A 23,172-nucleotide genomic window follows, 5' to 3' on the forward strand; every position below is an offset into this window, starting at 1 on the left:
ACCACTCTTGAAACAAAGTTGCTCGGAGTGCCCGCATACCGAGAGATTCGTCGTGCCCAGTAGGTACATCCGCCGGATGTACTTTTCGAAGTGATCCAGGCTTCGCAAAATCAAGTGGTAAAAAAGCGAAGCAGATAAGTCGGGCATCCAGATCTCTCGATAGCACTAAATATTGCTGCTCAAATACTTCGATTGGTGGAGCAGGGCCGGTAAGGCAAGCTGTTCCACTTACAGGCTTTGGGTCTCTTTCGCGCGCACGGGCTCTGCGATCTCCGTGACCTCTATTATGTAACAAACTCTGTAAAGCTCGAAGATAAAGATAAAAATATAAAAAGGCGAATGTGCGGGGAGTTCGTCGAAAAACGTCGGCCCGGCGGGCCAACCTACTGCAACGACGCCCCTCTCACAATTGCGGGAACTCCAAGCAATTCGCTTCGATTAGTTACCCACCTGAAACCCGGGCCCCCGGCCTGGGCGGCGACTCCGTGGTAAAGGATCTTCCCCTCTCTCGAAACCAGACCGGGTCGGGGTCGACATCTCCTTCCGACACTCAGCTTGCGCTCTCGGACGCGCCGGCTTCTTTCGGTTCCTCCTCCACCGGTACCAGCGGCAGGCTCAGGTAAAACACGGCGCCCTGTCCCGGCCCCTCGCTCTCGGCCCACACGCGACCGTTCATCTCGCGCATCGCGTTGGCGCAGCTATGCAGACCGAATCCGTGACCGTGTGGTTTGGTCGTGTAGCCGTACTGAAAAATCGTGGTCAACTCGTCCTCTTGGATCCCGACGCCGTTGTCGCGCACGCTGATTTGCACCGTCCCGTTCATCACCCGCGTGCCGATCCAGACTTGGCGGTCGTCTTCCTCGTTCGCGGCAAGGGCCTCGCGTGCGTTTTCCAAGAGGCTGAGGAAGGCGTAGGAGAGTTTGGTGCGAATGCCCTTGATGGTGGGGATCTCCGCCATGTCGCGGTTCAGCCGGATGTGGTAGCGCTCTTCCAACTGGGCATCCGCCAGCAGGATGTCGGTCAGGATTTCGTTGATGTCGAGCGGTTCGTCGTACTGGATCTGGCGAGCGAAGTTGGTCTGTGCGGCCAGGGCGTTGCAGATCTGGTCCACGTAGTGTTGCAGGGCGATCAATTCCCCGCGGAATGTCTTGTGCTCGTCGATCAGCGCGTCGCACAGCTTGATGAGGTAATGGGTGAACTGTTCGAGGCCTTTTTCGGACGACACCCAATCGCGGAAGGCCTGGCCTTTCTCCTCGATCAATCGCTGGCGGATCTTGGTGAGCCTTTGGGTCTTGGAGTCCTTGACCCGCTGGTTGGCCGTTTGTACCGATACCCGAAGGCTGTTGAGTACGTTGCCGATGTTGTGGAGCACGCCACTGGCGATCTCGGCCATGCCCGAGTACCGGGCGCCCTCGATCAGCCCGCGTTGGGTGCGGCGCAGGCGCTCGGTGCGTTCGCGAACCTTGTCTTCCAGGGTTCGGCTGTACTCGCGCAGGTCGTGAATCATGGTGGCCAAGCGCTCCGTCAGGGTGTTGAAGGCTTCGGCCAGGGCGGCCATCTCCTCGCTGCCCCCCGGCTGGGCGCGTTTGTCGAGATCGCCCAGCACCATGGCCGAGGCGGTTTGTCTCAGGCGCTCGATCGGACGCCCCTGAACCCGCGCCGTCATCGAGGAGATCCAGACGCTGAGCGCCAGCACCATCAACCCTACGAGCAGCGCCGCTTTGGTGGCTTTGGTGACGCCCACCAGCGCCGCATCGTGGCTTTGGCTGACCACCACCCGCCAGTCCAATTGGGCGATGTCTTCGATGTTGACCCCGCTGCTGGTGCGCAACGGCGCATGGGCGATGAGGGCGCGTTTGCCGTGGAGATCGCGGCCGTGGTGCCTGTCCGGCGGTGCGGTGCCGAAGCGGGCGTCTTGCGGCAGGTTCATGGGCGAGTCGTCGAAATCCCACCAGGTCGTGTCCGTGACCGCGGTGTTCGCTTCGCCCGAAGCGATGATCAAACCTCGTTTGTCGACGAGATAGACCGCGGTCTCCTTGCCACGGCTCAGTTTCTGGAGGGCGCTTTGGATGGCGCGCATTTGGTAGGTGGAGGTCATGACCCCCGCGATGCGGCCCTGGGTCTTGTCCAGAATCGCCGCCGCGATCCGCAGGGAGGGCAATCCGGTCGACCGCGAGAACTGCAGATCGCCGAACCAACTGGCGCCCAAACCGCTGTTCCACGCCTCGCGCCACCAGATCTCGGTCGCGAACGAGCTGGACGGGGGCTTTTTGCCTTGGGCTGCGACCAGCGAGCCATGGCGGTCGGTGAGGAACAGGTCCTGGTGCGAGTGCTCGTTGGTGCGGAACCTGGCGAATACCATCATTTGGGCGTTGCCGCGGATATTCAGGATAAAGGGACTGTCGGGTGACTCGTTCTGCCAGCGCCGTTCCTTTTCGGCAATCTGGGCGCGGACCCGATCGGGATCCTCCGGATAAGCGTCGTTGGCCTGACGCAACCCCTCCTGAATGACCGGTTCACGACCCAATGCGACCAACTTGTACAGGTGCGATTCCAGGTCGTCGGCCACTCTACCGGCCGCGATCTCGGCCAGGTAGCGGAGATTCTGGCCGACCTGATCGATATGTGCGTCGCGGATGAGGGCCGCCAGCACCACGGTGACCGGAAGGACCGAGAGCGAGGCGACGCCGGTGGTGATCAGGGTTTGTTGGGCCGACAAATTGATGCGGGTGAAAAAGGGAGACTTGGGGCGCATCCGGTAATACCAAACCATCCATCCCAGCAGGATCAGGTGCATCGTGAACAGCGGAATCGCCAGGGCGTGCGCCCCGGGGAAGTCGGTCAGGACGCTGCGCCGGTTCGGCATGGCCACCAAGTCGACGGCGATCATGACGATCGCGCCGGCGAGCATCAGGCCCAGCGCGCTGGGGATGCGCCGCAATCGGTCGGCGATACACACTTCGAGCGGCACCATCAGCAACAGGAACGGGGCGATGTGGAGGTAGTCGGCCATGAACAGCGGGGCCGTGACGGCGTGGATGACCTGTGATCCGGCGAGCCACCAGATCGCCACGCGGTGTTTGCGATGGCGCAGGGCCAGCAGCCAGGAGAGGGTGTGTCCGGCGGCCATCAGGCCCGTACCGGCGAGCAGCCATGCGTACTGGCGGTCGCCGGTGCGCAGCAGGCCGACGATCATCAGCGCGAGGGAAGTCGCGGTTGCGATCGTCGCCAAGGCGGCCACCGGATAAAAGGGATGGCGGGGTCCCGCCCCCAGGATTCGATCCGGCCGAGCGTCACTCATGCTGAACCCCTAGGGCTGTTCGGCCCTGGCCAGGGTCGGGTCTGCAATGATGGCGTTCCGCGCCGATTCGACGTGCTGTCGACACGCCGTGGGTATGCGGGTTTCCCAATCGTGGAACGGCGCCAAATCCACGCCGCCGTTGGCGAGGCTGGCCGTGCGAATGCCGGGTTCCAGCTTTCCTTTGGCCAGGTCCTTCAAGAGATCCGCGACGGCGATGTCCAATTTCTTGGAAGCACTCGTCAACAGGGCGCTTCGCGCGATCGGAAGGGAATAGTATTGATCGCCGTCGACACCGATGGCCATCAGGTTCATTTCGGCGGCCACCACCAGCGCACCGTTTCCGCTGTTGCCGCCCACGCCAAACACCACGTCGGCGCCCTCCGCGATGAATTCACGGGCTTTGACCTTGCCCAGTTCCGGATCGTTGAAGCTGGGCAGGTACACGTTCAGAGTTTGGATGTCCGGATTGACCGAGCGTGCGCCGTTCTGGTAGCCGGTCACGAAGCGCACCACGGGCTCTACATCGGGACCGGAAATGGAAGCGATGATGCCGGTTTGGCTCATACAGGCAGCCAGGACCCCGGCCAGGTAGCCGACCTGGTCCTCGGCGAAATTCAGGCTGGTCACGTTGTCGAGCCCGCCCTCCGGGGAGTAGCAGTCTTCGATGTGGTCCGGACAACCGAAGCCCGGCTCGTAGACGACGTCGACGATGGCGAACTTCAGGTTCGGGTGGCGCCGGGCAGCCCGGGCGGTGGCGTGGCCCATCAGAAACCCGCTCGTGACGATCAGGTCCGGGTTCTGCCCCGCTTGATATTCGATGTGGGCTTCGTAGTCGAATTCACTGGAGGCGCTGGTCGCGGTCAGGGAGATCAGTCCCTGGCGCTCCGCTTCCCGGGCACCTTGCAGGATGTGGGCGTTAAACGTCTTGTCGTCATCCTGGCCGGTATCGAGGATGACCGACACTCGGGCCTTGTCGCCCTGGGTTTCGGGGGCCGGGGGCGCCGATCGATTGCAGGCCGTCCCCAGCCAACAGGGAACCAGCACCCCCAACAGCAGGATGCGAACGGTCCGCTGATGCCTGGGCGGAATAAGGGCTGCGTTCCAAGTGCGCCGGGGTCCGAGCATGGATTGCCTTCCGTATGTGCCGCTTTGTTTTCATTTTCGGTCGGATTCGAGAAAACATGAAGCACTCACGGAAGCTCGTGCACACCATGAAATCGGGAAAATTGTCAGATCGGGATGGAAATGCCCCCATCTCGATTCGCGGTGACTGCGGATTTTTACCATCACGGTCGCAGCAGGAACGGAGTTGTTCAAAATTATAAGTTGCTCGAGTGGTGGTTGAGGAGAACCTCGGCTCACGATACGGAAGGCAGGAAGCGACATGGATGCGGAAAGGGCAGGACAGTGTCTCGCCTATTCCGGGCCCCGATGCATCCGGGTTCCGGATATTTTCTTGACATCCAAGGCACCTGCCCTCGCGACGGGAACCCATGCCACGAGCGAATCGGCCGCCGAACCGTGGATTCGAAGGCCGATCGCTCGATCAGGGCGTCAGGTGTCGCCGATCTTGGTTTCCTCGTCGCGGCGCCACTTCTGGATCTGTTGCCAGAAGTGTTCGGTGAACGCTTCGACCTCGTGAGGCGGATACAGCGCGGTCACTTTTTGGCGAATGGCGTCCTTGGCGATGTCGGATCCGAAGAACTCCCACGTGATTTCGTCGAGATGGGCCAGGTGCTGGTCGCAGAACTCTTCGAACCGTTCGGTCTCGAAGTGCGCTTCGGCCAGGGTGGCGTACTGCTCCACCTTCTCTTCGAGGGAGGCCTTCTCGCGGGCGATCTCGAAGTAGGGCTCCCAACTCTGGTTGAGGCGCATTTTGCGCTCGGTCACCGCGCAGAAGATCGACCAGCGGATGTTGGCCTTGATCAGCCACGGGAAGTGCCAGTGAAGGGAGGTGACCTGCGAGTCCGGACAGGGATTGGCGAAGTCGATGGGATACCAGGTGCCTTCCTTGCTGAGGCACTCGCAGGAGTTGAAATCCCACAGGAAGAAGCTGTTGATGATGATGGTCAGTTTGCGCAGCCAATCCTGATCCTTGACGGACAGGGTGGAGGACCCTTCCACGTACCGACCGTGCAGCGGTGCGGCCGGATTGTAGTGGACCAGCTTGACCTGGGGACCCAGTCCGACACAGCGAATGAAGTGTTCGTGGGGGGCGACCGCGGCCTGCAGGTGCATTACGTGTTTGCCGCTTTGTTCATACGAGGCCCGCAACTCGCCGTCGTTGTCGATCTTGGTGACGCCGACCCAGCCGCCACCGTCGTAGGGCTTCATGAACATGGGATAACCCATCTTCTGACCGACCTCGCCCAGGTTGAACAACCGGGCGTAGCTCTTGAGGGTGTGGTCCAGGTCCTTGCTGCGCTCGTAGGATTTGGGCGGCACCATCCAGGTTTCCGGAATGGGCAGGCCCAGTTTCATCATGGCGCAGTAAGTGGTCTGTTTCTCCATGGACTGAACGGCCCAGGGATTGTTCAGTACGTACAAGTCATTGAGGATGATGGCCTTTTTGATCCATTCCCGACTGGTGTGGTACCAGTGGGTGAGACGATCCAATACCACCGCGTACTTGCAGTGCTGGCGCAGCGAATAGGGTTCGATGGTGACGCGCTCCACGTTGAAGTTGACGGTGTTCCCCTCGTGGGGAATGGCCAGTTGCAGCCTCCTGATGATTTCCTCATAGCAAATGGGCCAGCAGATATCGGCGCCCAGAGAGAGGCCGATCGTCTTGGTGATGTTGCCCATGGGTCACTCCTTGGTTGATCTGGATGAGTCGATGCGACTGGAAACGTACGTGTCGGTGCCGGCTCGAGACGCGGGGTCGGCGGTGGAAGGGGCACGTGAAGGCAGCGAGCGATGGCGAACCCGGCATGGGCACGAGGATCCCAGCGGTCGACCGCCCGACCGGTGCCCATGACCGGCGGGCGCATGGCGGCTCACCACGACCTGTGTCGCGATGGGCAAACCCTTGGTTTCCAATGTCCTGGCTAGGACACCCAGCGCTGCGTCGCTACCCGAATCGCACACCTTGGCTGTGAAACGACTGAACGTTCACCCACCGGCCTGGTGAAAAACCTATTCGTAGACCATCCACAGGGGACCGGGAAACAGCCATGACAAACCTTCGCGAAGGCGATCGCGCCAGTTTTCCCAGTTATGTCCGTCTCGAGCTTCCACGTATCTTACCATCATACCGCTGGCTTGAAGTAGGGGAACCAGCGAACGATTTTCGTAGATCAGCGACTCGTAGGTGCCGCAGCTCACGAACAGTTTTTCCGCCGGTTTGCCGCACTTGTCGCGAAACTGGTTGACGAAGGGCACGATCGGGTCGAAGGCCGGGCCGCGCTTGTGCTTGCCGATGTCGGTGAACGCGAAGGATCCCGATTGCAGCAGCAAGCGACCGAAGGTGCCCTGATTGCGCCAAGCGGTGTAGAGCGAGGCCACGGCGCCGAACGAGGCGCCCATCAGGCCGCGATAGGCGGGGCGCGGGTTCAAGGGGAATTTGGATTCCATGTAGGGCAGCACGCTCTTGACGATGAAGTCGGCGTGGCGCTCGTCGGCGGCGTACTCGCGCAGACGGTCGCCGGCCTGGGTGAGGACCACGATCATCGGCGGGATCTCCAACCGGTGGATCATGTTGTCCAGCACGGTCTGCATCGAGGCGTAGCGCATGTAGTCGTGGCCGTCGTGAACGATCAGCAGGGGATACTGACGGGTCTTGCGAAAGCGGGCCGGCAGGTACACCGAAATGCTGCGTTCACCGAGTGGCGTATCCTCGAGGACGTGGTCCTCGATACTGCCCGGCCGGGTATCGGGATCGTGGTAGGACCACTCCGGCGTTTCGTAACCCTGGGTGTGGCACACGGAATTGAATCCGAAGGGATCGCGGGCCACCTGGGGGTTGTAGGGGTCGTGGACCCAGTGGCTCTTGCCCTTGACCGTGATGTTGAACTTGTATTCGATGCGGCTGCGTTTGGGCAGGTCGAGCGTCAGGTACCAGAGGTCGGTCTTTTTGAGGCGGCCAAACTCTTGGGACGATTCGAGGCCGAACACCCAGTGCATCAGGTAGACGGCGTCCACCTGGCCGCGAAACACGAAGGTGATCGAGGTGCCCTCCATCAGCGGAAAATCGTGACTTTCGATGAAGGTGTCGATATCGGCTTCGGTGACCGTTTCCTTTTCTTCCAAAACTCTGATCGCCAGTGTCACGCTTCCTCCCCTGAGTGGTTGCCGTCCCCCGTTCCATTGGCTTCGGATCGCGCCGGGTCGGGGCTCCGGTGGCGGTCCTGTGGTGCCTCGAACCCTGCTAGATCTCTTCCCATTGCTCCAATTGGCCGCCGACGGAGAGCTTGCGGGTATTTTCGGTGGTGCGCCACCAGTTGCCGTCCCAATCGATGCGGTCACCCTCGTCCAGCGGCACGCAGATCGAATGGGAAAAACGGCGAGCGAAAATGCTGACGCGGTCGAGGCTTTCCAATTGCAGGCGCTTCTCGGCGTGGGGCAGCGGAATCAGGTTGCTGAACAGGCCGAGGCCGGACTCGAAGACCTCGGCGAAACCCTGACCCTGGGGCGGCGTGTCGTGGAACAACACGATGCGCTTGGCGAGCACCATGGCCCCGGCCGACCAGGCCACCAGGGGCTTTTGCGAGAGCATGGGCTCCAGTTTGAAGAGGCGCAGACGGTTCAGCAGGACCGCCACGTGGCCGCCGGCGATCAGGACCCCGCCGCAGCGCTCCAGGATTTCGGAAAGTTCCATGCGGTGGCCGGCGATCGAGGGCCGGTCGCTGGGCTGCCATTTGCGCTCGAATTCGCGATTGGCGCCGCGGATGCGCCGCAGGTGGTGCTCGTCGAGGTTGCGGATCGCCTGCAGGCTGTCTTCGATTTCGGGGCCGATGATTTCGTGGGGCCACTGGTGCTTGGCCATGAGCTCGTGGACCGCGCCCTGGGTCTTGCTCAGGCGGATGCGATAGATCTCCTGGAGGCGTTTGAGGAAGTCCTGGTGCTGGCGGTGGGCCTCGGTGAAGGTCGTGTCGCGACGAAAGACCTCTTCGCCCCGTTGGTGCAGGTTCAGGTTGACCGTCTCCATGCCGAGATGGGCATCCAACTCCTCCAGCTCGGCTTCGCGTTCCTGCCATCCCGCGGTGATGACCGCCAACGGGCCCTTCAAGTCGAGATCGGTGACCGCCCTCGCAATGGTCTGGTTGTGACGTTGCGGCCCTAAAAGCACCACTCTTACCATGGGCAACTCCCTAATTTGTCAAGGGTTTCGTGGAAATATCCGGTTTTGTGCACCCGGCTCTTCAAACCTCGTGTGCGCCGTCGATTCTCCGACCGGGACCGCTGCGCCCGGCTCAGGACGTTCGAAGGCGGGGAGGCGCCGTCGGGAACAGGTTCCGCGAGGGGTGGCGTACATCGCCCAACTCGACTTCGAAAGCCTCCGATCATATCAAATTTCCCTAGATTCCCAAGTAGTTTGTGCCCGTTGGGAAGCGGAGCCTTTTCTGGGATGGTTCGCGGGAATCGGTGGGATGGGCGGGTCCGATCGGCGGTATCCCCGCAAATCCCCATGCCTCGCTTGAATCTTTGTCTCGGGGTAGTAATTTTTGTTGAAAAGGGTTCTTTTCATTCTTAATCTTAGGTAGCTGTCGGACCTGGCCGAAGTCGGGGTTCGAAGCTCGGAAGGTTGGCTGCCAACCATTCCGAGTTGCGGCATTTTCCGTGGGAAGGGACCGGAGGGAACGGTCGCCATATTTTGTTCGGTTTTCCGATGCGCCGTTCGTGTCGGGGCCGGCGAAAGGGGGGGCGATCACATGGTGGACTCACCGTTCCACGTCGATGTCAAGGCCGGCTTTTCCAAACTCATGCCTTGGAGATGACACCGTTCATGAAGATTCTCGATCAGTTCATTGTCAAAACGCTTCCATTGGTTCCCAAACCGATCGTGGCACGTCTGTCGAAACCCTACATCGCCGGAGACAATCTGGACTCGGCGATGGCCGTTTGCCGGGACCTCAACGAGAAGGGTTTCAGGGTCACGGTCGATATTTTGGGGGAGTTCCTGACGAATATTGATCAGGCCGAGGAATCCCTGCTGGGGTACAAACAGGTGCTCGAGGCGCTCGTCGCAAACGAGATCGACGGTAATATTTCCATCAAGCCCACCTTCTTCGGGCTTTTACTTCAATTGGATCGTTGCCGGGAACTGTTGCACGAGTTGCTGACACTCGTCGCCAAACACGAAAATTTCATGCGGTTGGATATGGAAGACACGCCATGCACCGACATGACCATCGACCTCTACGATGCCTATCGCGAGGAGTTCGGACCCAAACGCGTGGGGATCGTGCTCCAGGCGTACCTGCGACGCACGATGGACGATATCGCCGCCATCACGGCGCGCGGCCAGTCGCATTTCCGTCTATGCAAGGGCATTTACGTGGAGCCTGAGAACCTGGCCTACCAGGGGTATGAAGAGGTTCGTGCCAACTTTCTCGAGTGTTTGAAAGCCATGTTCGACGCCGGGGCGTTCGTGGGCATCGCCACCCACGACGATTACCTGGTGGCGGAATCGGAAAAGATCATTCGCGAGCGTGGCCTGGGGCCCGAACACTACGAATTCCAGATGTTGTTGGGGGTCCGTGAGACGTTGCGCGACCAGATTCGCGCGGCGGGACACAACCTGCGCATCTACGTACCGTTCGGCAAGGATTGGTACGGGTATTCGGTGCGGCGTTTGAAGGAGAACCCGGCCTTGGCCGGAACCTTCTTCAAAGCCATGTTCATCAAGGGCTGACCGAAGGAATGCGGCGCCGTCGCGGGGGGCGGCGGTGCCGATTTCTGTGCCGGAAGATGGCGCCTTTGCAGGAATAGGGCTTCGCCGTCGGCGCTTGGCGGCGAGCCGGTAAAAAAAGCGGGAAACCGGAAACCAAGAAAGCCGGGAAGTGGGTTTCACTTCCCGGATATCGCGATCGATGATCACACCGAATGAATTGTGGTGGCTCCCGGAACGGGGTATACCCGTGTTTCCGCGATTGAACGGAGCGATTCGCGGCGGTGCGTCGCCGTTGGCCGGTCCCGCCGATCCGTTGGACCGCAGCGGCATCTCGGTACGACGCATTCACCCGAATCGCCCACCTCGATCTAGAAGGTCTTGGTCAAGCTCATCCAAACGTTGCGGCCCTTTCCACTACGGGTCGTGGTCTCGACGTTTCTCGCGTTGATGTACCGATCGTTGAATGCGTTGTTCACGCCGATATGGAATTCGAAAGATCGATCGAAGAACGCGTTGAAGGCTCGATTGGGTTTCCAACGAACCCAGAAGTTGCTGATGGTGAATTCTTCCGTCACGAAGAAATACTCGGTGCCCCTGGAGAAGATGCTCTCCGGATTTTGATCGGGCTCGAACCAGTGACTGACATCGCCACCCAAGATCACATCGATACTTGGGAACTTGTAGGAAAGCGAGAGTCGCGCCTTGTCGGCGAAGGCATTGGGCACTTTCTCCTTGGTTTCTTCATCGTACAGGTCCAAATGTTCGAAGGATCCGTCCGTCGACCAGTTGCCGATGTAATAGTTGAAGGAAAATTCGTAACCCTCGCGCTTGGCATCGTCGACGTTCTGATAGGTGCCGTAGGGGCTGCCGTCGGGGCTGTCACCCAAGTCCGGTAGGGTTCGAAAAGAAATCATCTGATCGATATCCCCGTTGAAGTACATGCCTTTGACGAGAATGCCCGATGTGCCGCCATTCAAGTTGTCGTTCAGATAGGAGAATCCGCCCTCGTATTCACCCGCGGTTTCCGGTTTCAAATCGGGATTGGGAAGATACCAGTAATGGGGATTCAGGGGGCCGTAGGACGAGGTTTCGTGCGGCGTCGGTGCGCGGAACGCCTCGGAATAGTTGCCGAGCAGTCTCAAGCCGGGCATCACTTCGTACGACACGCCGGCGCGCGGTGAGAAACGGCTTGCATCGTACCCTTCTTCGATGTGGTCGACACTGCGATCGAATTGATCGTAGCGACCTGCGATCAGTAACATGAGACGTTCTTCCAACAGGAAGATATTATCCTGGAAATAAAAACCGTAATCTTTGTAGTCGTTCGGCATGGATCCGAAATCGGACGGTACTCCGTTGCGGACATAGGTCGCGTCTTCTTCGCGGTTGTCGAAATCCATCCCTACCACGATGTGATGGGTGACGTTCGAGCCGATATAGGTGGCAATGTTCTTTAAATTGACACCGCGGCTTTTATCTTCGTTTTTGTAGTCCACCAAAATGTCATTCGACGTGTAATCGGCCGTGCGATCATAATATCCTTCGGATGAGTAGGCCTTGGCCGTAAAGTCGATCCAGTCCGAGTCGGGCTTGTAGTTGTACGTCAGGACGAGATCTTCCTGTCTCAGTTCACCGATCACGGGTCCGTCCTGGGGGAATTGGCCGTGATACACGGTCTGCCAAACGGTTTCGATATCTTCGTTCATATGGAAAAAGGAAAGCGACAAGTATTGGGTATCGGTGGGCCTGTACACGACCTTCCCGAAATAAGTATCGATGTTTTCGTCGTTTTCCACGGTTTCTTCTTCCGAATCAGCTGGTTCCAGATCACCGGTTTCGGCCTGTTTTCCAAACACCATGTAACTGAGCTTGCCGTTGTCGCCGCGTCCGGCCACGGTGGCTGAAAAGCTTTGATGTTCGTTGTCTTCCAAGCGAGACGTGATGTTGAACGAAAGATTCTTCGAGCCGGTCAAATAGTCGGAGGGATCCTTGGTGGTCATGCCGATGATGCCGCCGATCGCCCCACCACCGTGGGATACCGACGAAGCGCCTTTGACCGCTTCGACCTTTTTCAAGATTTCGGGCTCGGTGCGAAATGTCGAAATGTGATTGGAGAACAGGTTGGCCGATCGACGTACGCCATCCTGTTTGATGATGACCCGTTCTTCGGATTGATAACCAAATCCTCGAATGGTGAATTGTTGCCCAATGTTGCGGCTGTGACCACCACCCGTTTCGAACCCGGGAATCTGGGACAGGTTTTCGATGGTACTGCTGCTTCCGAGAAAGTCGTCACCTTCGATGACATCGACGGAACCGGGATAGTCCGCGATCTCCATTTCGGCCCGCGAGCCTATGACCGTGATCCATTCGTGGAACGAGATCATCTCCAAGATAATGGGCGCGTGGAAGGCTTGATTTTTCGCCTTTTTCACGGACACGACCATCGCTTTGTAACCATCGGCTTTGACCACGAGTAGGTAGGAGCCGGGCTCGATGTCGTCGAACGTGAATTCGCCGCTGTTGGTCGTTCGCGTATCGATCATTTTTTGTCGGGAGCTCTTGAGGTCGACGGTTGCCGAATGGACGAGGGAACCACTTTGGTCCTTGATAGTACCGTAGATGCTGTTTTCTTGTTGCGGACCCGCAATGACTGAACAAACCAAAAAAAGTGGAGTGATTAATATGGATGTGATCAGCTTCATAATCAGTCTCCTTCGAGAAAGTGAGGGGAGTGGCGCGACATGGGGACATAGGCATACTTAGATCGTGACGCACTGGGGTCATGCCCACGCGTTCTGCACCAAATCTCCAGGTCGAAAAACTCTTATGTTCGGGGCGGGTCGCTTTTGTCCGCTGCACACTGGGGGTGATATACAATAAAAATCAAAACTCTGATGTGTAGCTATCAGGTTGTATCTTCGGTCAACGAACCGCCCAATGGGGGCTACTTTAGCGCACTGATCCCCGATGTCAATCAGTTTTTGAGACTGAATCTCAATTTAGAAAGCAGAGCGATTTTGCATTGCCTCTTGGATACATGACCCACATCTGCGATTCTCTCGGATAGAGAAAAACTAGCTCAGGTTGAATAATTCATTGTCGTCGAAAGGGTGAAAAGTATAAAAACTGCTCTGGTTTTCACCCCGAACCATCCAGACCTTGGCACACTTCCGCGTCCTCCCCGAGCTCTCCCGAAACAAAGTGGTGCATTCAACCTGAGCTGGGTCTTGCCGTCGTCAAATCTTGATCAGGAAGGCAGGAATGATCGAAAACAGGAAAAGCAAGACCATGATGTGACACCAAATGCCGATCCTTTCCTGGTTTCCCATCTTCATGCATTCCTGCTTCATTTTTTGAATGAACGACCCGTGACCCTTCCCCAGAAACCAGGTGTGCTGTTTCTTTCTCGAAATCGAGCGGGCTGCCCCCGGCCCGGGCGGCGACTCTTAGTGAATAAATATCTTGCACCTACCAAACCACCCAAGCCCGGGCACCCCACCTCCAATCCTTTCGGGGTGCGATTTTTCTCTGAGACCCAAAAAATCGTCGGATGGAAATTAGTGAGCCGCGTCACGCTCGCTTCCGAGTGGGTACAGGGTATTTCGACGCTTTCCCGTAGCCACCCTTGTTCGCGACTTCATTCGCTTGCAAGGTTGGATGTTCATGAAAAAAGTGCCTACCATGCTCTATCTCTTGAATCCAGGCCTCGATCGTCAACACGGCATCATTTCCTTCAAACCGCTCGTAGCAACGCTTCTCGTCTTGTCCGTCTTCGCGGCCGTCGGTTGGACCGGCGCCTTTCGCGAAACGACCTACCGCCTCGCCTCGCTGCTGGTCCCTTCGGCAGGCACCACCGAACAGCCCATCCTCCTCCTGGGCCCCGAACCGGACGCCCATGCCGAGCCCGATTGGCTCGCGTTGTTGGACCACGTGACGGCCGCGGAACCCTCCGTGGTCGCGTTCCTGTTCACGCCCCGGGCACCCGCCACCTTTTTCAATCGGGCGCGGGCGCAGGGCAATGTCTTTTTCGCCCACAATTCGGGCCTCGCCGGCTTTCGGGGGCCCGCCCGTCCGAATCTCGGCGAAACCCTCGAACCCTCCGGAATCGAACTGTCCGGCGGGGATCGGCCGCTGACATTCAGCCTTCCCGATCTCGGCACACTTATCTATGAACGGGTCGCCCAAAGCCCGGCTCCCGGGCACTTCCGCTTCCACCTGGCCTCGATTTCCGGCGACGTGGCCAATGCGACCTACCGACATCTACTCACCGACAGCTTGCCCGAAAGTGCCATCCGCCACCGCGTGATCCTCGTCGCGCCACCCTCGGGCCCCTACCGTTCGACCATTGGTTCGGTGACGCTGCCCAATGGCGACCTCGTCGGTGAGGACGTCTTTTTCGCGGCGGGAATGGCTGCCATGCTCGCCGGTCACTGGGTGAGCGAACTGCCCACCTGGCTCGATCTCGCGCTGCTGCTGGTCACGCTCGTCCTGGCGGCCATCGCCGGGCAATTCCTCTACATCCGCGCCTTCATGAAGACCTTGGTGGTCACGGCCAACTTCTGGCTCTTCGCCTCCTGGGTCGGCCTTCTCGCATTCGGGATCTGGCTGCCGGTCGCCGAAATCCTGATCGGCCTCTTTTTGTTGTCGGGCTTCTGTACCCTGCAACGCTATTTCCTGATCATCGAGCGCGTTCGCCTCTTTCAGTTGGACTACGGCGAAATGGTGCGGCGCCACATTCCCGAGGACGTCGACGCCCATCGCGATCCCTGGCAATGGGCCAACAACTGGGTGGGGCACGCCGTGCCCGGCAAGCGCAGCCTCTTCCTGGAACTCCACCAGGGAACCCTGCAACGGCGCGCCGCCAGTGGGACCGGCGATGTACCCGTCGAGATGCAGTCGTTGGATCCTGGAAAGGAACCCTTCACACGGGCGCTCGCCAATCAAGGCCCCGTCCAGGTGCATCGGCTCCTCTCGGGTGGCGATGACGAGGTCCAGTGGCTCGTGCCGCTTTTCAGCGGGCAACGTCCCTTGGGTTTCTGGGTGGTGGCTTTCGACCGCACGAGCCCCGCGCCGGATGCGGCTGCCCTGGCCGACATCGCCGAACCCCTGACCGCTTGGCTGACCGAACAGATCGAGTCTCAGGGGCGTACCGGTCGCGTCAAGCGCCTGCTGCGCTATCACGTGGACGCCGGCTGCATGGTTCGCATGCGCGCCTTGACCGTCCTGCTCGAACAATACCTGCTGCGCCATCGAGCCACCTCGCCGCAAGTGGCCCGGTCCGGGCCTGCCGCGGACGTGCGCGCCTTCCAGCGGTCCGTGCCGCGATCCGGACGCCGGTCCCTCAAAGCCGGCGCTTGAGAGGGTGACCGTGGACATGTTTCCCCTTTTCCTCTTTCCGCCCGCCAGCCTGGCGGAATCGGTCATCACCACCGTGTGGGTCGGAGCCCTGGTGGTGATTTTCTTCAACCAAACCTTCGGCTGGTCGCTGTCGGGCTTGGTCGTCCCCGGTTACCTGGTCCCGCTGCTGATCCTCAAGCCGGTATCCGTCGCCGTCATCCTGGTGGAAGGCGTGACCGCCTACGCCCTGGTCCGCTTGATGTTCGCCGTGCCGGAACGGGTCGGCTGGTGGCACGTGGTCTTTGGTCGCGACCGATTCTTCGCGCTGGTCCTCTCCAGCATCTTCACCCGGCTCGCCTTCGACACCTGGCTCCTGCCGCAGTGTGCCTCCTGGCTGGCCGCACGGTGGCAGATCCCACTCGAGTTGGGATCCCAGCTTCACAGTTTCGGGCTCATCATCGTGGCCCTGATCGCCAACCAGTTTTGGAAGCCAGGACTGGCACGCGGCCTGGTCTCGCTGGGAACCTGCCTCTGGATCACCTTCCTCCTGGTTCGCTTCGTCCTGCTGCCGTTCACCAACTTCACGCTGGGGAACGTGGCCTACCTGTACGAAGATTTGGCCGCCGGCATCATGGGCACGCCCAAGGCCTACATGATCCTGGTCACCACGGCACTGATCGCCAGCCGCATGAACCAACGATTCGGTTGGGAATTCAACGGCATCCTGTTGCCGGCCTTGCTGGCGCTGCAGTGGTACCAACCGGGGAAAATCGTCCTGTCCTTCGTGGAAGCGATGTTCCTGGTCGTCTGTGCGCGTTTGCTCTTCGCTACCCCGCTGTTTCGCCATCTTTCCATCGAGGGCGGCCGCAAGATCCTGGTGTTCTTCAACCTGTCGTTTCTGTACAAGTACCTGTTGAGTTTTGCCGTGGCCTATTGGATGCCCGAACTCAAGGCGACGGATGCCTTCGGGTTCGGTTATATGCTGTCGACCCTTTTGGCCATCAAGATGTACGAAAAGTCGGCGGTGATTCGGATCAGTCGCGCCACCCTCCAGACGGCCTTCTACGGGACCTTGCTGGCCAACCTGATCGGTTTCGGTCTGGTGATGGTCCAACCCGTCGCGGAACCGGTGGTCGAACAGACCACCTCGGTCGAACGGGAACAAACGCCGGGCAGTCTGCTGGAAGCGCTGTATGCCGAAAAGCCACATCTCTACCAGGCCGCCGCGAGTGCGGGTCGCTTCGGTCTTCAGGTGGGCGATGGCACGGCCTTCGCGCGCTATCTGGCGACGTTGGACGAAGCCAACGGGAAGGACGACCGAGCGACGCTGACCGAGCTGTACCACCGGGCCGAACACTTCGGGCTTCGCGCGCGCCGGTTGGAGGATCGGTACCTGTTGCTGGCGCCGATGCAGACCGAATGGCGCTCGTTCGTCCTGATCCTCGACGCCCAGGGGACGCGTGACTTGATGGTTCAAGTACCGAAGGCGGTGGCCGAGCCGGAAACTGTCGAGGCAGGCCTCGAACTGTTGACCGCGACGGGTGCCCGGTTCTTGGCCATTCACGCCGATTTGACCAAGAAGCGCGACCCGGTCATCGAGTGTGCGCTGAATTCGCCGGTTGACGCCTTGTCGGGCGGTTCTCCGCAGATGTTCGAGGAAAAGCCGATCATTCGCGTCATGTTCAAGAAGCGCGAAATGGGCCTGGCTCAGATGGACCCATCCGCAGATCGCCACGTGCTGGTGGTTCAGGATCGGCTTCATCGCTCGATTCTCCCGGTGACGATCGAGCGCCGGTTCGGCGAACTGTCGCTGATCTGGGGTCGTCCGCGGGATGGGTGCCCTCCACTGAACGCCGGATCCGCCCATCTCCTGGTGTCGCGAGCACGCGTGTCTCAGTGGTCTGAGCGCTCGCGGCGCCGTCACCGTGCACCCGCCGAAATCAAACGGGTCTCCTCGGGGCTGGCCGAGTTCCTGACACGCCGGTTGGAGCGCAGGGCGACCGTCAAGCCCAGGCGCTCTGGCACCCTGAAAGTCGAGGAAATGCTGTTCTACGATCGCGAACTGGTCACACCGCTGATGACCGGCTTGGTGTTCGGGTCCGCCGAGGTCGGCGACGTGGCGGCGAGCGAGCGACTGGCGGGTCCCGCGGCCGGTATCGGCTATCGCGTCACGTTGGTCGAAGAACCCGACGGCCATGCCTATTGGGTCTTCCATCCCAAGAGCGACAAGCGGATCGGCTGTACCTTCGTCGTTCGTCAAAGCGGCGGTCGGGGTGCACATCTGCAGGTACCGCGTCCCTTCGGCGAAACCGGCACCTTCGGGTTCGGGCTGACCCAATTCCAGCAACTCGAAGCGGGCACCCTCCTGATCGGCGACGACCGCGCCGGCCCCGGCGGCAACGTGTTGGATCCGACGCGCATGGAGAATCGGCGCTGTGCGTTCAATCTGTTCCACCAGGTTTTGCTGCGCGAAAGCCGGGCACCACTGGACCTGGTTCAGGTGCGTACCCGCAAGGAACGCTTCACCGGGGAACCCCAAGTCGACCTGTGGTGGGACGGCTCGAGTGTCGTCGGTGCGCGTGCCGGCGGGGAGGCACCCTTGCTCGCGACCTTGCGCACGGAAGGATATCGGCTGGGTCGCGTGGATGGCCTACCCGAAACGACCGGACTGGAAATCCACAATCTCTATCAGGCTCGCTACCTGAACCAGGCGCGCGGGGCTTCGATGTGGGTGCTGTGGCTGACCGCGAAGGTGCGACAGAGCTATCGCGCCATGCCCAACCTGGAACTCGAGTCGGCCCGCATGGCCCAGTTGGCGGTGCCCCAGGAGACGCGCGACCTCAGTATCTGGCAGCCGCGATGGTCGTCGCGAAACCCCGAGCCTGCCCTGATTCGTCGCGTTCGCCATTACCAGTTGACCCGCGACCTGTTGACCCTCGGGGCGCTGCGCGACGGCGGTCATGTGATTCGCTTCCTTCGGGATCGCGGGACCCGTCAGGGATACTTGGCGATCTACGACGAGGAAGACCGTCCCATGCTGTTGGCCAACCTCAACCTGGATCACGGCAACGACGAGACGGGCTTCGTGAGTGAGACCGCCTTTCGGGATCTGGTCCATCGGCGGACTTCGCGGATGATCGGGAGGCGACCATGAGATCCCTGATTCGATTGATGTTCCTGCTGGCACTGACCGCGGTGGCGGTGTCGCTGTTGCGCGACCTGAAGCGCGATTGGATCGCCGGTCGCGGTTTTCAGAATCAATACCAGCGAACGCGCGATGCGGTATCCAGCCTCACCTATCGCCTGGATGAGGGCCACGACCTAGGGTTTGCCGTACCGCCGGCCACGACCAGCATGCGGTTGGTGGTCAATGGTGTGGTTGGCCGGAAGCACGCCGATCCCGACAAGGAGTTCGCGTTCGAGTTGGGTTATCGCTGGCGTGATGGGGAAGGGAAGGTGCTGCATTCGGGCACCTACCACTTCCTCAGCCGCATCTCGCGCGATCCCGCGGGCGTGGCTGAGCGACCGCCCCAATTCTTCGAAGACCGGCGCTGGCAGCCCACCGACGGCCGGGCTTCGATCTTTCACGTGGGGGACTGGGACGAGCTCCCGGAAACGTTGAGTTTCAGCCTGACGAGTCGCGACGCGGAGATCGACTACCTGGTGCTGCGCTGCTACGCTTTGGAACAACTGCCCGAGGACGAAGCCGGCCAGGCCTGGAATCGCATACCGCGCCGGCAGCGTCGGGAACTGGCCAGGGACAACATCTACCCCGCTTCCCGTTTGAACGATGCGGAGCGAGCGGGCCTGATGCGTACCCGGTGGCGTCCGTTGGGACCTACCGGCATCATGGGTCGGGATTACGCGACGCAAGCCCTCTACACCGAAGATCGCGCCAACCCGGTGCGGTCGTCGCATCCGCAGGCTGCCTTGGGGAACGGTTTGGATTTGGCTCCCCAACATGCCGCGACCTACGTTTTGGAAAAAACAGAAAACGCATTGCAACTCGAATTGGTTACCGCGCCCGACTCGGGTCCGGTCACGGTGGAGGTCAGTCAATCGGGCCAGGGGTTGCCGGTGTTCCGTCGCTTCGTGCTGGGTGGCGGTCGCCACGAGCTCGGCGACTGGTCCGCCGGGCTGCTGACCCTGCGGGTCGATCGGCCTGCGCACTTGGCTTTGTGGCGCGACGACACCCTGGTAAACCTTTCCGGTTTCACCACCCCGAGCTACCTGTCCGGGCCCGATAGGGTGCTGGAATACGGGTTCCATTCGGAGGCGGGCGCCGGCCTGCGCCTCGATCTGAGGGCGCCTGCCCCCGCGGATTCGATTACCTGGCAGTACAGCTTCCTCGACGAGCGAGGCCAGGTCCTCGCCGACGGCCAATCGCCCTATCTGCGTGAGCCCTCGCCTTACTTGATCGCCGAAAGCGACAGGCCGGAGTTCGATCGGCTATCCGATACCGCTCGATGGTTTTTCCGCTTACCCGCCGGTGCGCGCCATCTGCGGCTCGCCAGTTCGGCGCCACTTCTGGTTTCCGCCTACGTTCGCCCCGCGAATTGGGTGTTTCGGGAAGTGGAGGAACAGGGTGCCGACCAGTGGTTCTCCCTGCGACCGGAGATCGGCCGAGACGAAAAGGTGTTGATTCGCGTGCTCGACCGCCCGAGCGAGGTGGACGAAGTCGAGCGTCCGTGGCGAGCGGAGCCACTGCTGCCGCGTGGAGACTGGCTGGGTCATTACGTCTGGTTGTCCCGGCCGGAAGAACCCTTTCAAGAAAGCGATCCGCTGTCGACCGTGTACACGCGAACGCGCGTCAATCGAACCCAAAAGGTCCGGTTTCGCGCCAATCCCGGTGAGGACCCGTTGATCCGACCGGCACTGGTGTATTTCAAGGACGGCAAGGCGCCGGTCACCCTGAAGGTGTCCCTCGATGACGAAGTCCTGTTCTCTCAAACGGTTTCTGCCACTCATGGAGATATCGGACTGCCGCCCCTGAAGCAGGGGGTCTACCGTTGGCTGATTAGCTGCGACGATCCATCACTTCAGGTATTCGTCAATTACCGCAGGCCGGGCGGCGTTTATCGGCGCAAACGCATGGCGGCCCGACTGGGGCGGGAACCGCTGCGTTACCTGGTCACCAAACATCACGGGGGCGCCATGTCTCTCAAGGGCTGGTATCTTGGTCGAGAAAGCGGAGACGCGCCCGTGGAACTGAGGATGCGGCTGGAAGGCGTGTCCGGGGGCACGGGCCCGAGCGAGGAGTTCACGTTCACCGTACGCGACGAGGTTCTGGTGGGAGAGACCGGCCAAATCGCGGAAGCCCTGGTCGGCAATGGCCAGGTGCTCGCCGAGCACCAACCCTTCTACTTCCCCATCAAGGCCGACGTTTCCCCTGGAACTTACCGATTGGTGGTAGAAAACCGATCGGGACAAGATGGATACTTGTTGTTGAGCAAAATCTGGCAGACCGAGGAGGCCACGATCGCCCATGGTACGCACCAGCCCTGATCTGTCGAGAACCTGTCCTCATCGGACGGGTCGGGTCCTCGGGCCCATGTTGATATGGATCCTGGCCTGCTCCCTCGTCGGGGCCGGGACGCGAACGGAGAAGCAGGGAGACGCAATGGCCGAATCGCTTTGGAGCAGATGGCGGGCAAGTACCGTCGATGTGGCGGTCAGGATGCCCTCCTCGGGGGAACTGCAGCGCGTTCAGCGCCTGTTTCTCCAAACGCTCCGCGGTGACCGCGGACAGGAACTGCAACGGCAGTGGCGCGCGCTCGGCTGTCGCTTCGCTCCCCTGGGTGACGGAACCATCTGGATACTCGAGGAAACCAGGCGAGAAGGGCGTGGTTTCTACGCCTTTCGCCCGATCGAGGCCCTGCCGGTCGTGATTCAGGCCCCGCACGTGTTCCACGATCTCGGCAGCGGACCGATCGTGGCGCGACTGTTCACCGAGAACCGGTGGCTGGCCGCCGCGTGGAATACGGCACCGCGCCGGGCCAAGCTGGACGACGGTTCGAAATTGGACTTGTCCAATCGCGACGATACCTATTTTCAGGCGTTTACCCTTGCGGCCTCGCAAGTGATGACGCGCGGTCGGGTCGTGCAGATCCACGGCTTCGATGCAGCCAAGCGGCGTACGGCTCAGGGACGGAAATCGGCCGTCATTCTCAGCAGCGGCCAGCGAAAGCCAGGCACCACCCTCACCACGATCGGAGGGTGCATGACCGCCCTGGAGCTGGGCGAGGTGCGGCTGTTCGGGGTCGATGTCTTCGAGTTGGGTGCGACGCGCAACAAACAGGGCCGCCTGTTGCAGGGCGTGGCCGGCGTGGCGTTCGTTCACCTCGAGTTGAATCGGGCGACACGCGAACGACTCGAACGAGAGAGCTCCTTGCGTGGACGGATGGCCAAATGCCTGGCCGACCTGCGCGTCTGCCGTCACCCGCGACGCGGCGGCCGGTAGGTGACCATCCAGAAAGGAAAGGATCACAACTCCCAAGGTGGTTCGGCTGGATGGGCACGGTCTCAGTTCTCAGGCGTCAGGTATCAGCGAGATACTTATTCATAGGTCATTTACCGAAACCTGTAACCTGAGGATTGAGACCGGTTTTCATAGAAAGCCCGGCGACTCCGGAGACCCCTATCAAAATACCCGCCTTCTGGATGGGCAGGATATTGGGTCTCGGCAAGAACCTCACTTTGGGTGGTCGGCGATTCGTGATTCAAGAATTTGATTTTAATATAGTTATGTCTTCGTGCTCTCCGTGTCCTCGGTGGTAGGGAAGAAAAGGCCTCGGTTCGGGCGAAGTGAGCGAAGTAACATCGGGTTTCCGCCCGATAATGATATGCTCTTGATGATCACACCATGACATGAAAACGATGCGACAAAGGTGACATCACTTTGACGACGGATACCTACTATTCCAATGTGAATCCCCATCTGTTGAAACTGATTCCGAAAAAGGCGAACCGTCTTTTGGAGCTGGGTTGTGGTGGTGGGAGTTTGGGTGCCGCCTACAAGGAACACGTGAATCCCGAAGCACACTATCAGGGCGTCGAGCTCGTGGCGGCGGCGGCCCAGGTCGCCCTCCAGAAATTGGATCGCGTCATCCTCGGCAACGTGGAGGTCCTGAGCAACGAGGACCTGGACATCGAAGAGGCATCCTTGGATTGCCTGATTTACGGCGATGTGTTGGAGCATCTCATCGACCCGTGGAAAGAGCTGGCAAAGCGCAAAAAACTACTGAAAAACAAGGGTCATGTCCTGGCTTGTATACCCAATCTGCAACACTGGTCCGTGATCTATAAAATCATCGCCGACCAATGGGCCTACGAAGACAGTGGTATTTTGGACCGAACCCATCTGCGTTTCTTCACCCGGTCCGGCATTCAGGATTTGTTCACCTCGGCCGGCCTGAAAGTGATGCGCATGATCGGGATTCCCGAAAGTGTCGAGAGTGGGACTCCCTTTGTTCGCGGCCTGTTTCCGGTGCTGGAACCCATGGGTATCGACACCCAAAAGTTCGAAACGCAAGCCGGTAATTACCAATATCTGGTGAAAGCCATCCGCGTCATGGATCGTGAATCGGCTTGAACCGGAACCGATGGCGCTCGAGGGCGGAGCGCACAGGGTCCGGGCGCGAAGGGGCACCGCATTCATTGCGCGAGTGCGGTCAGGTAGACGGTTGATGATATATCATGT

The 23,172-nt window shown here is 60.1% G+C and carries 13 protein-coding genes; 6 read left to right on the top strand and 7 right to left on the bottom strand.

Annotated elements, in window-relative coordinates; translation table 11 throughout:
• Positions 1–550: 550 nt before the first annotated feature.
• From J3U87_RS04715 to J3U87_RS04735, 5 genes are all read right to left on the bottom strand, one after another.
• On the bottom strand, positions 551–3,301 hold the full coding sequence (locus J3U87_RS04715) for an ATP-binding protein (protein ID WP_237381877.1): 2,751 nt from the start codon (positions 3,299–3,301) through the stop codon (positions 551–553).
• A gap of 9 nt (positions 3,302–3,310) precedes the next feature.
• Entirely contained in the window at positions 3,311–4,426 is a 1,116-nt protein-coding gene (locus J3U87_RS04720) for a BMP family ABC transporter substrate-binding protein (RefSeq protein WP_237381878.1), read from the bottom strand.
• A gap of 429 nt (positions 4,427–4,855) precedes the next feature.
• The gene (locus J3U87_RS04725; RefSeq protein WP_237381879.1) at positions 4,856–6,106 is read right to left on the bottom strand and encodes an ATP-grasp domain-containing protein; all 1,251 of its coding nucleotides are present in this window, start codon (positions 6,104–6,106) and stop codon (positions 4,856–4,858) included.
• A gap of 330 nt (positions 6,107–6,436) precedes the next feature.
• Positions 6,437–7,570 (bottom strand): alpha/beta hydrolase-fold protein, encoded by a 1,134-nt coding sequence (locus J3U87_RS04730; protein ID WP_237381880.1) that lies wholly within the window; start codon positions 7,568–7,570, stop codon positions 6,437–6,439.
• Between the two features lie 97 nt (positions 7,571–7,667).
• Positions 7,668–8,600: a Type 1 glutamine amidotransferase-like domain-containing protein gene (locus tag J3U87_RS04735; protein ID WP_237381881.1), complete on the bottom strand. Its 933-nt coding sequence runs from the start codon at positions 8,598–8,600 to the stop codon at positions 7,668–7,670.
• A gap of 645 nt (positions 8,601–9,245) precedes the next feature.
• Between J3U87_RS04735 and J3U87_RS04740 the strand changes: the two genes are divergently transcribed.
• Entirely contained in the window at positions 9,246–10,154 is a 909-nt protein-coding gene (locus J3U87_RS04740) for a proline dehydrogenase family protein (protein ID WP_237381882.1), read from the top strand.
• Positions 10,155–10,501: 347 nt separating this feature from the next.
• Here the strand turns inward: J3U87_RS04740 and J3U87_RS04745 are convergent, their stop codons facing one another.
• Complete coding sequence (locus tag J3U87_RS04745; RefSeq protein ID WP_237381883.1) at positions 10,502–12,838, bottom strand: TonB-dependent receptor; 2,337 nt, start codon at positions 12,836–12,838, stop codon at positions 10,502–10,504.
• Between the two features lie 508 nt (positions 12,839–13,346).
• Positions 13,347–13,604 (bottom strand): hypothetical protein, encoded by a 258-nt coding sequence (locus J3U87_RS04750; RefSeq protein ID WP_237381884.1) that lies wholly within the window; start codon positions 13,602–13,604, stop codon positions 13,347–13,349.
• 195 nt (positions 13,605–13,799) lie between these two features.
• On the opposite strand from J3U87_RS04750, the gene J3U87_RS04755 reads away from it, so the two are divergent.
• The 5 genes from J3U87_RS04755 (at position 13,800) to J3U87_RS04775 (ending at position 23,064) form a co-directional block, all read left to right on the top strand.
• Positions 13,800–15,494 carry a hypothetical protein gene (locus J3U87_RS04755; protein ID WP_237381885.1) on the top strand — a complete coding sequence of 565 codons (1,695 nt, stop codon included), beginning with the start codon at positions 13,800–13,802 and terminating at the stop codon, positions 15,492–15,494.
• Between the two features lie 16 nt (positions 15,495–15,510).
• Positions 15,511–18,627: a poly-gamma-glutamate biosynthesis protein PgsC/CapC gene (locus tag J3U87_RS04760; protein ID WP_237381886.1), complete on the top strand. Its 3,117-nt coding sequence runs from the start codon at positions 15,511–15,513 to the stop codon at positions 18,625–18,627.
• On the top strand, positions 18,624–20,978 hold the full coding sequence (locus J3U87_RS04765) for a hypothetical protein (RefSeq protein WP_237381887.1): 2,355 nt from the start codon (positions 18,624–18,626) through the stop codon (positions 20,976–20,978). The genes J3U87_RS04760 and J3U87_RS04765 overlap by 4 nt, the downstream gene beginning before the upstream one ends.
• A 115-nt stretch (positions 20,979–21,093) precedes the next feature.
• Positions 21,094–21,933, top strand: coding sequence for a hypothetical protein (locus tag J3U87_RS04770; RefSeq protein WP_237381888.1), 840 nt, complete (start codon positions 21,094–21,096; stop codon positions 21,931–21,933).
• A 438-nt stretch (positions 21,934–22,371) separates the two neighbouring features.
• The gene (locus J3U87_RS04775; RefSeq protein ID WP_237381889.1) at positions 22,372–23,064 is read left to right on the top strand and encodes a class I SAM-dependent methyltransferase; all 693 of its coding nucleotides are present in this window, start codon (positions 22,372–22,374) and stop codon (positions 23,062–23,064) included.
• Positions 23,065–23,172: the final 108 nt, after the last annotated feature.

Origin of the sequence: Sulfidibacter corallicola, assembly GCF_017498545.1 — a bacterium.
GTDB classification, from domain to species: Bacteria; Acidobacteriota; Holophagae; order Acanthopleuribacterales; family Acanthopleuribacteraceae; genus Sulfidibacter; species Sulfidibacter corallicola.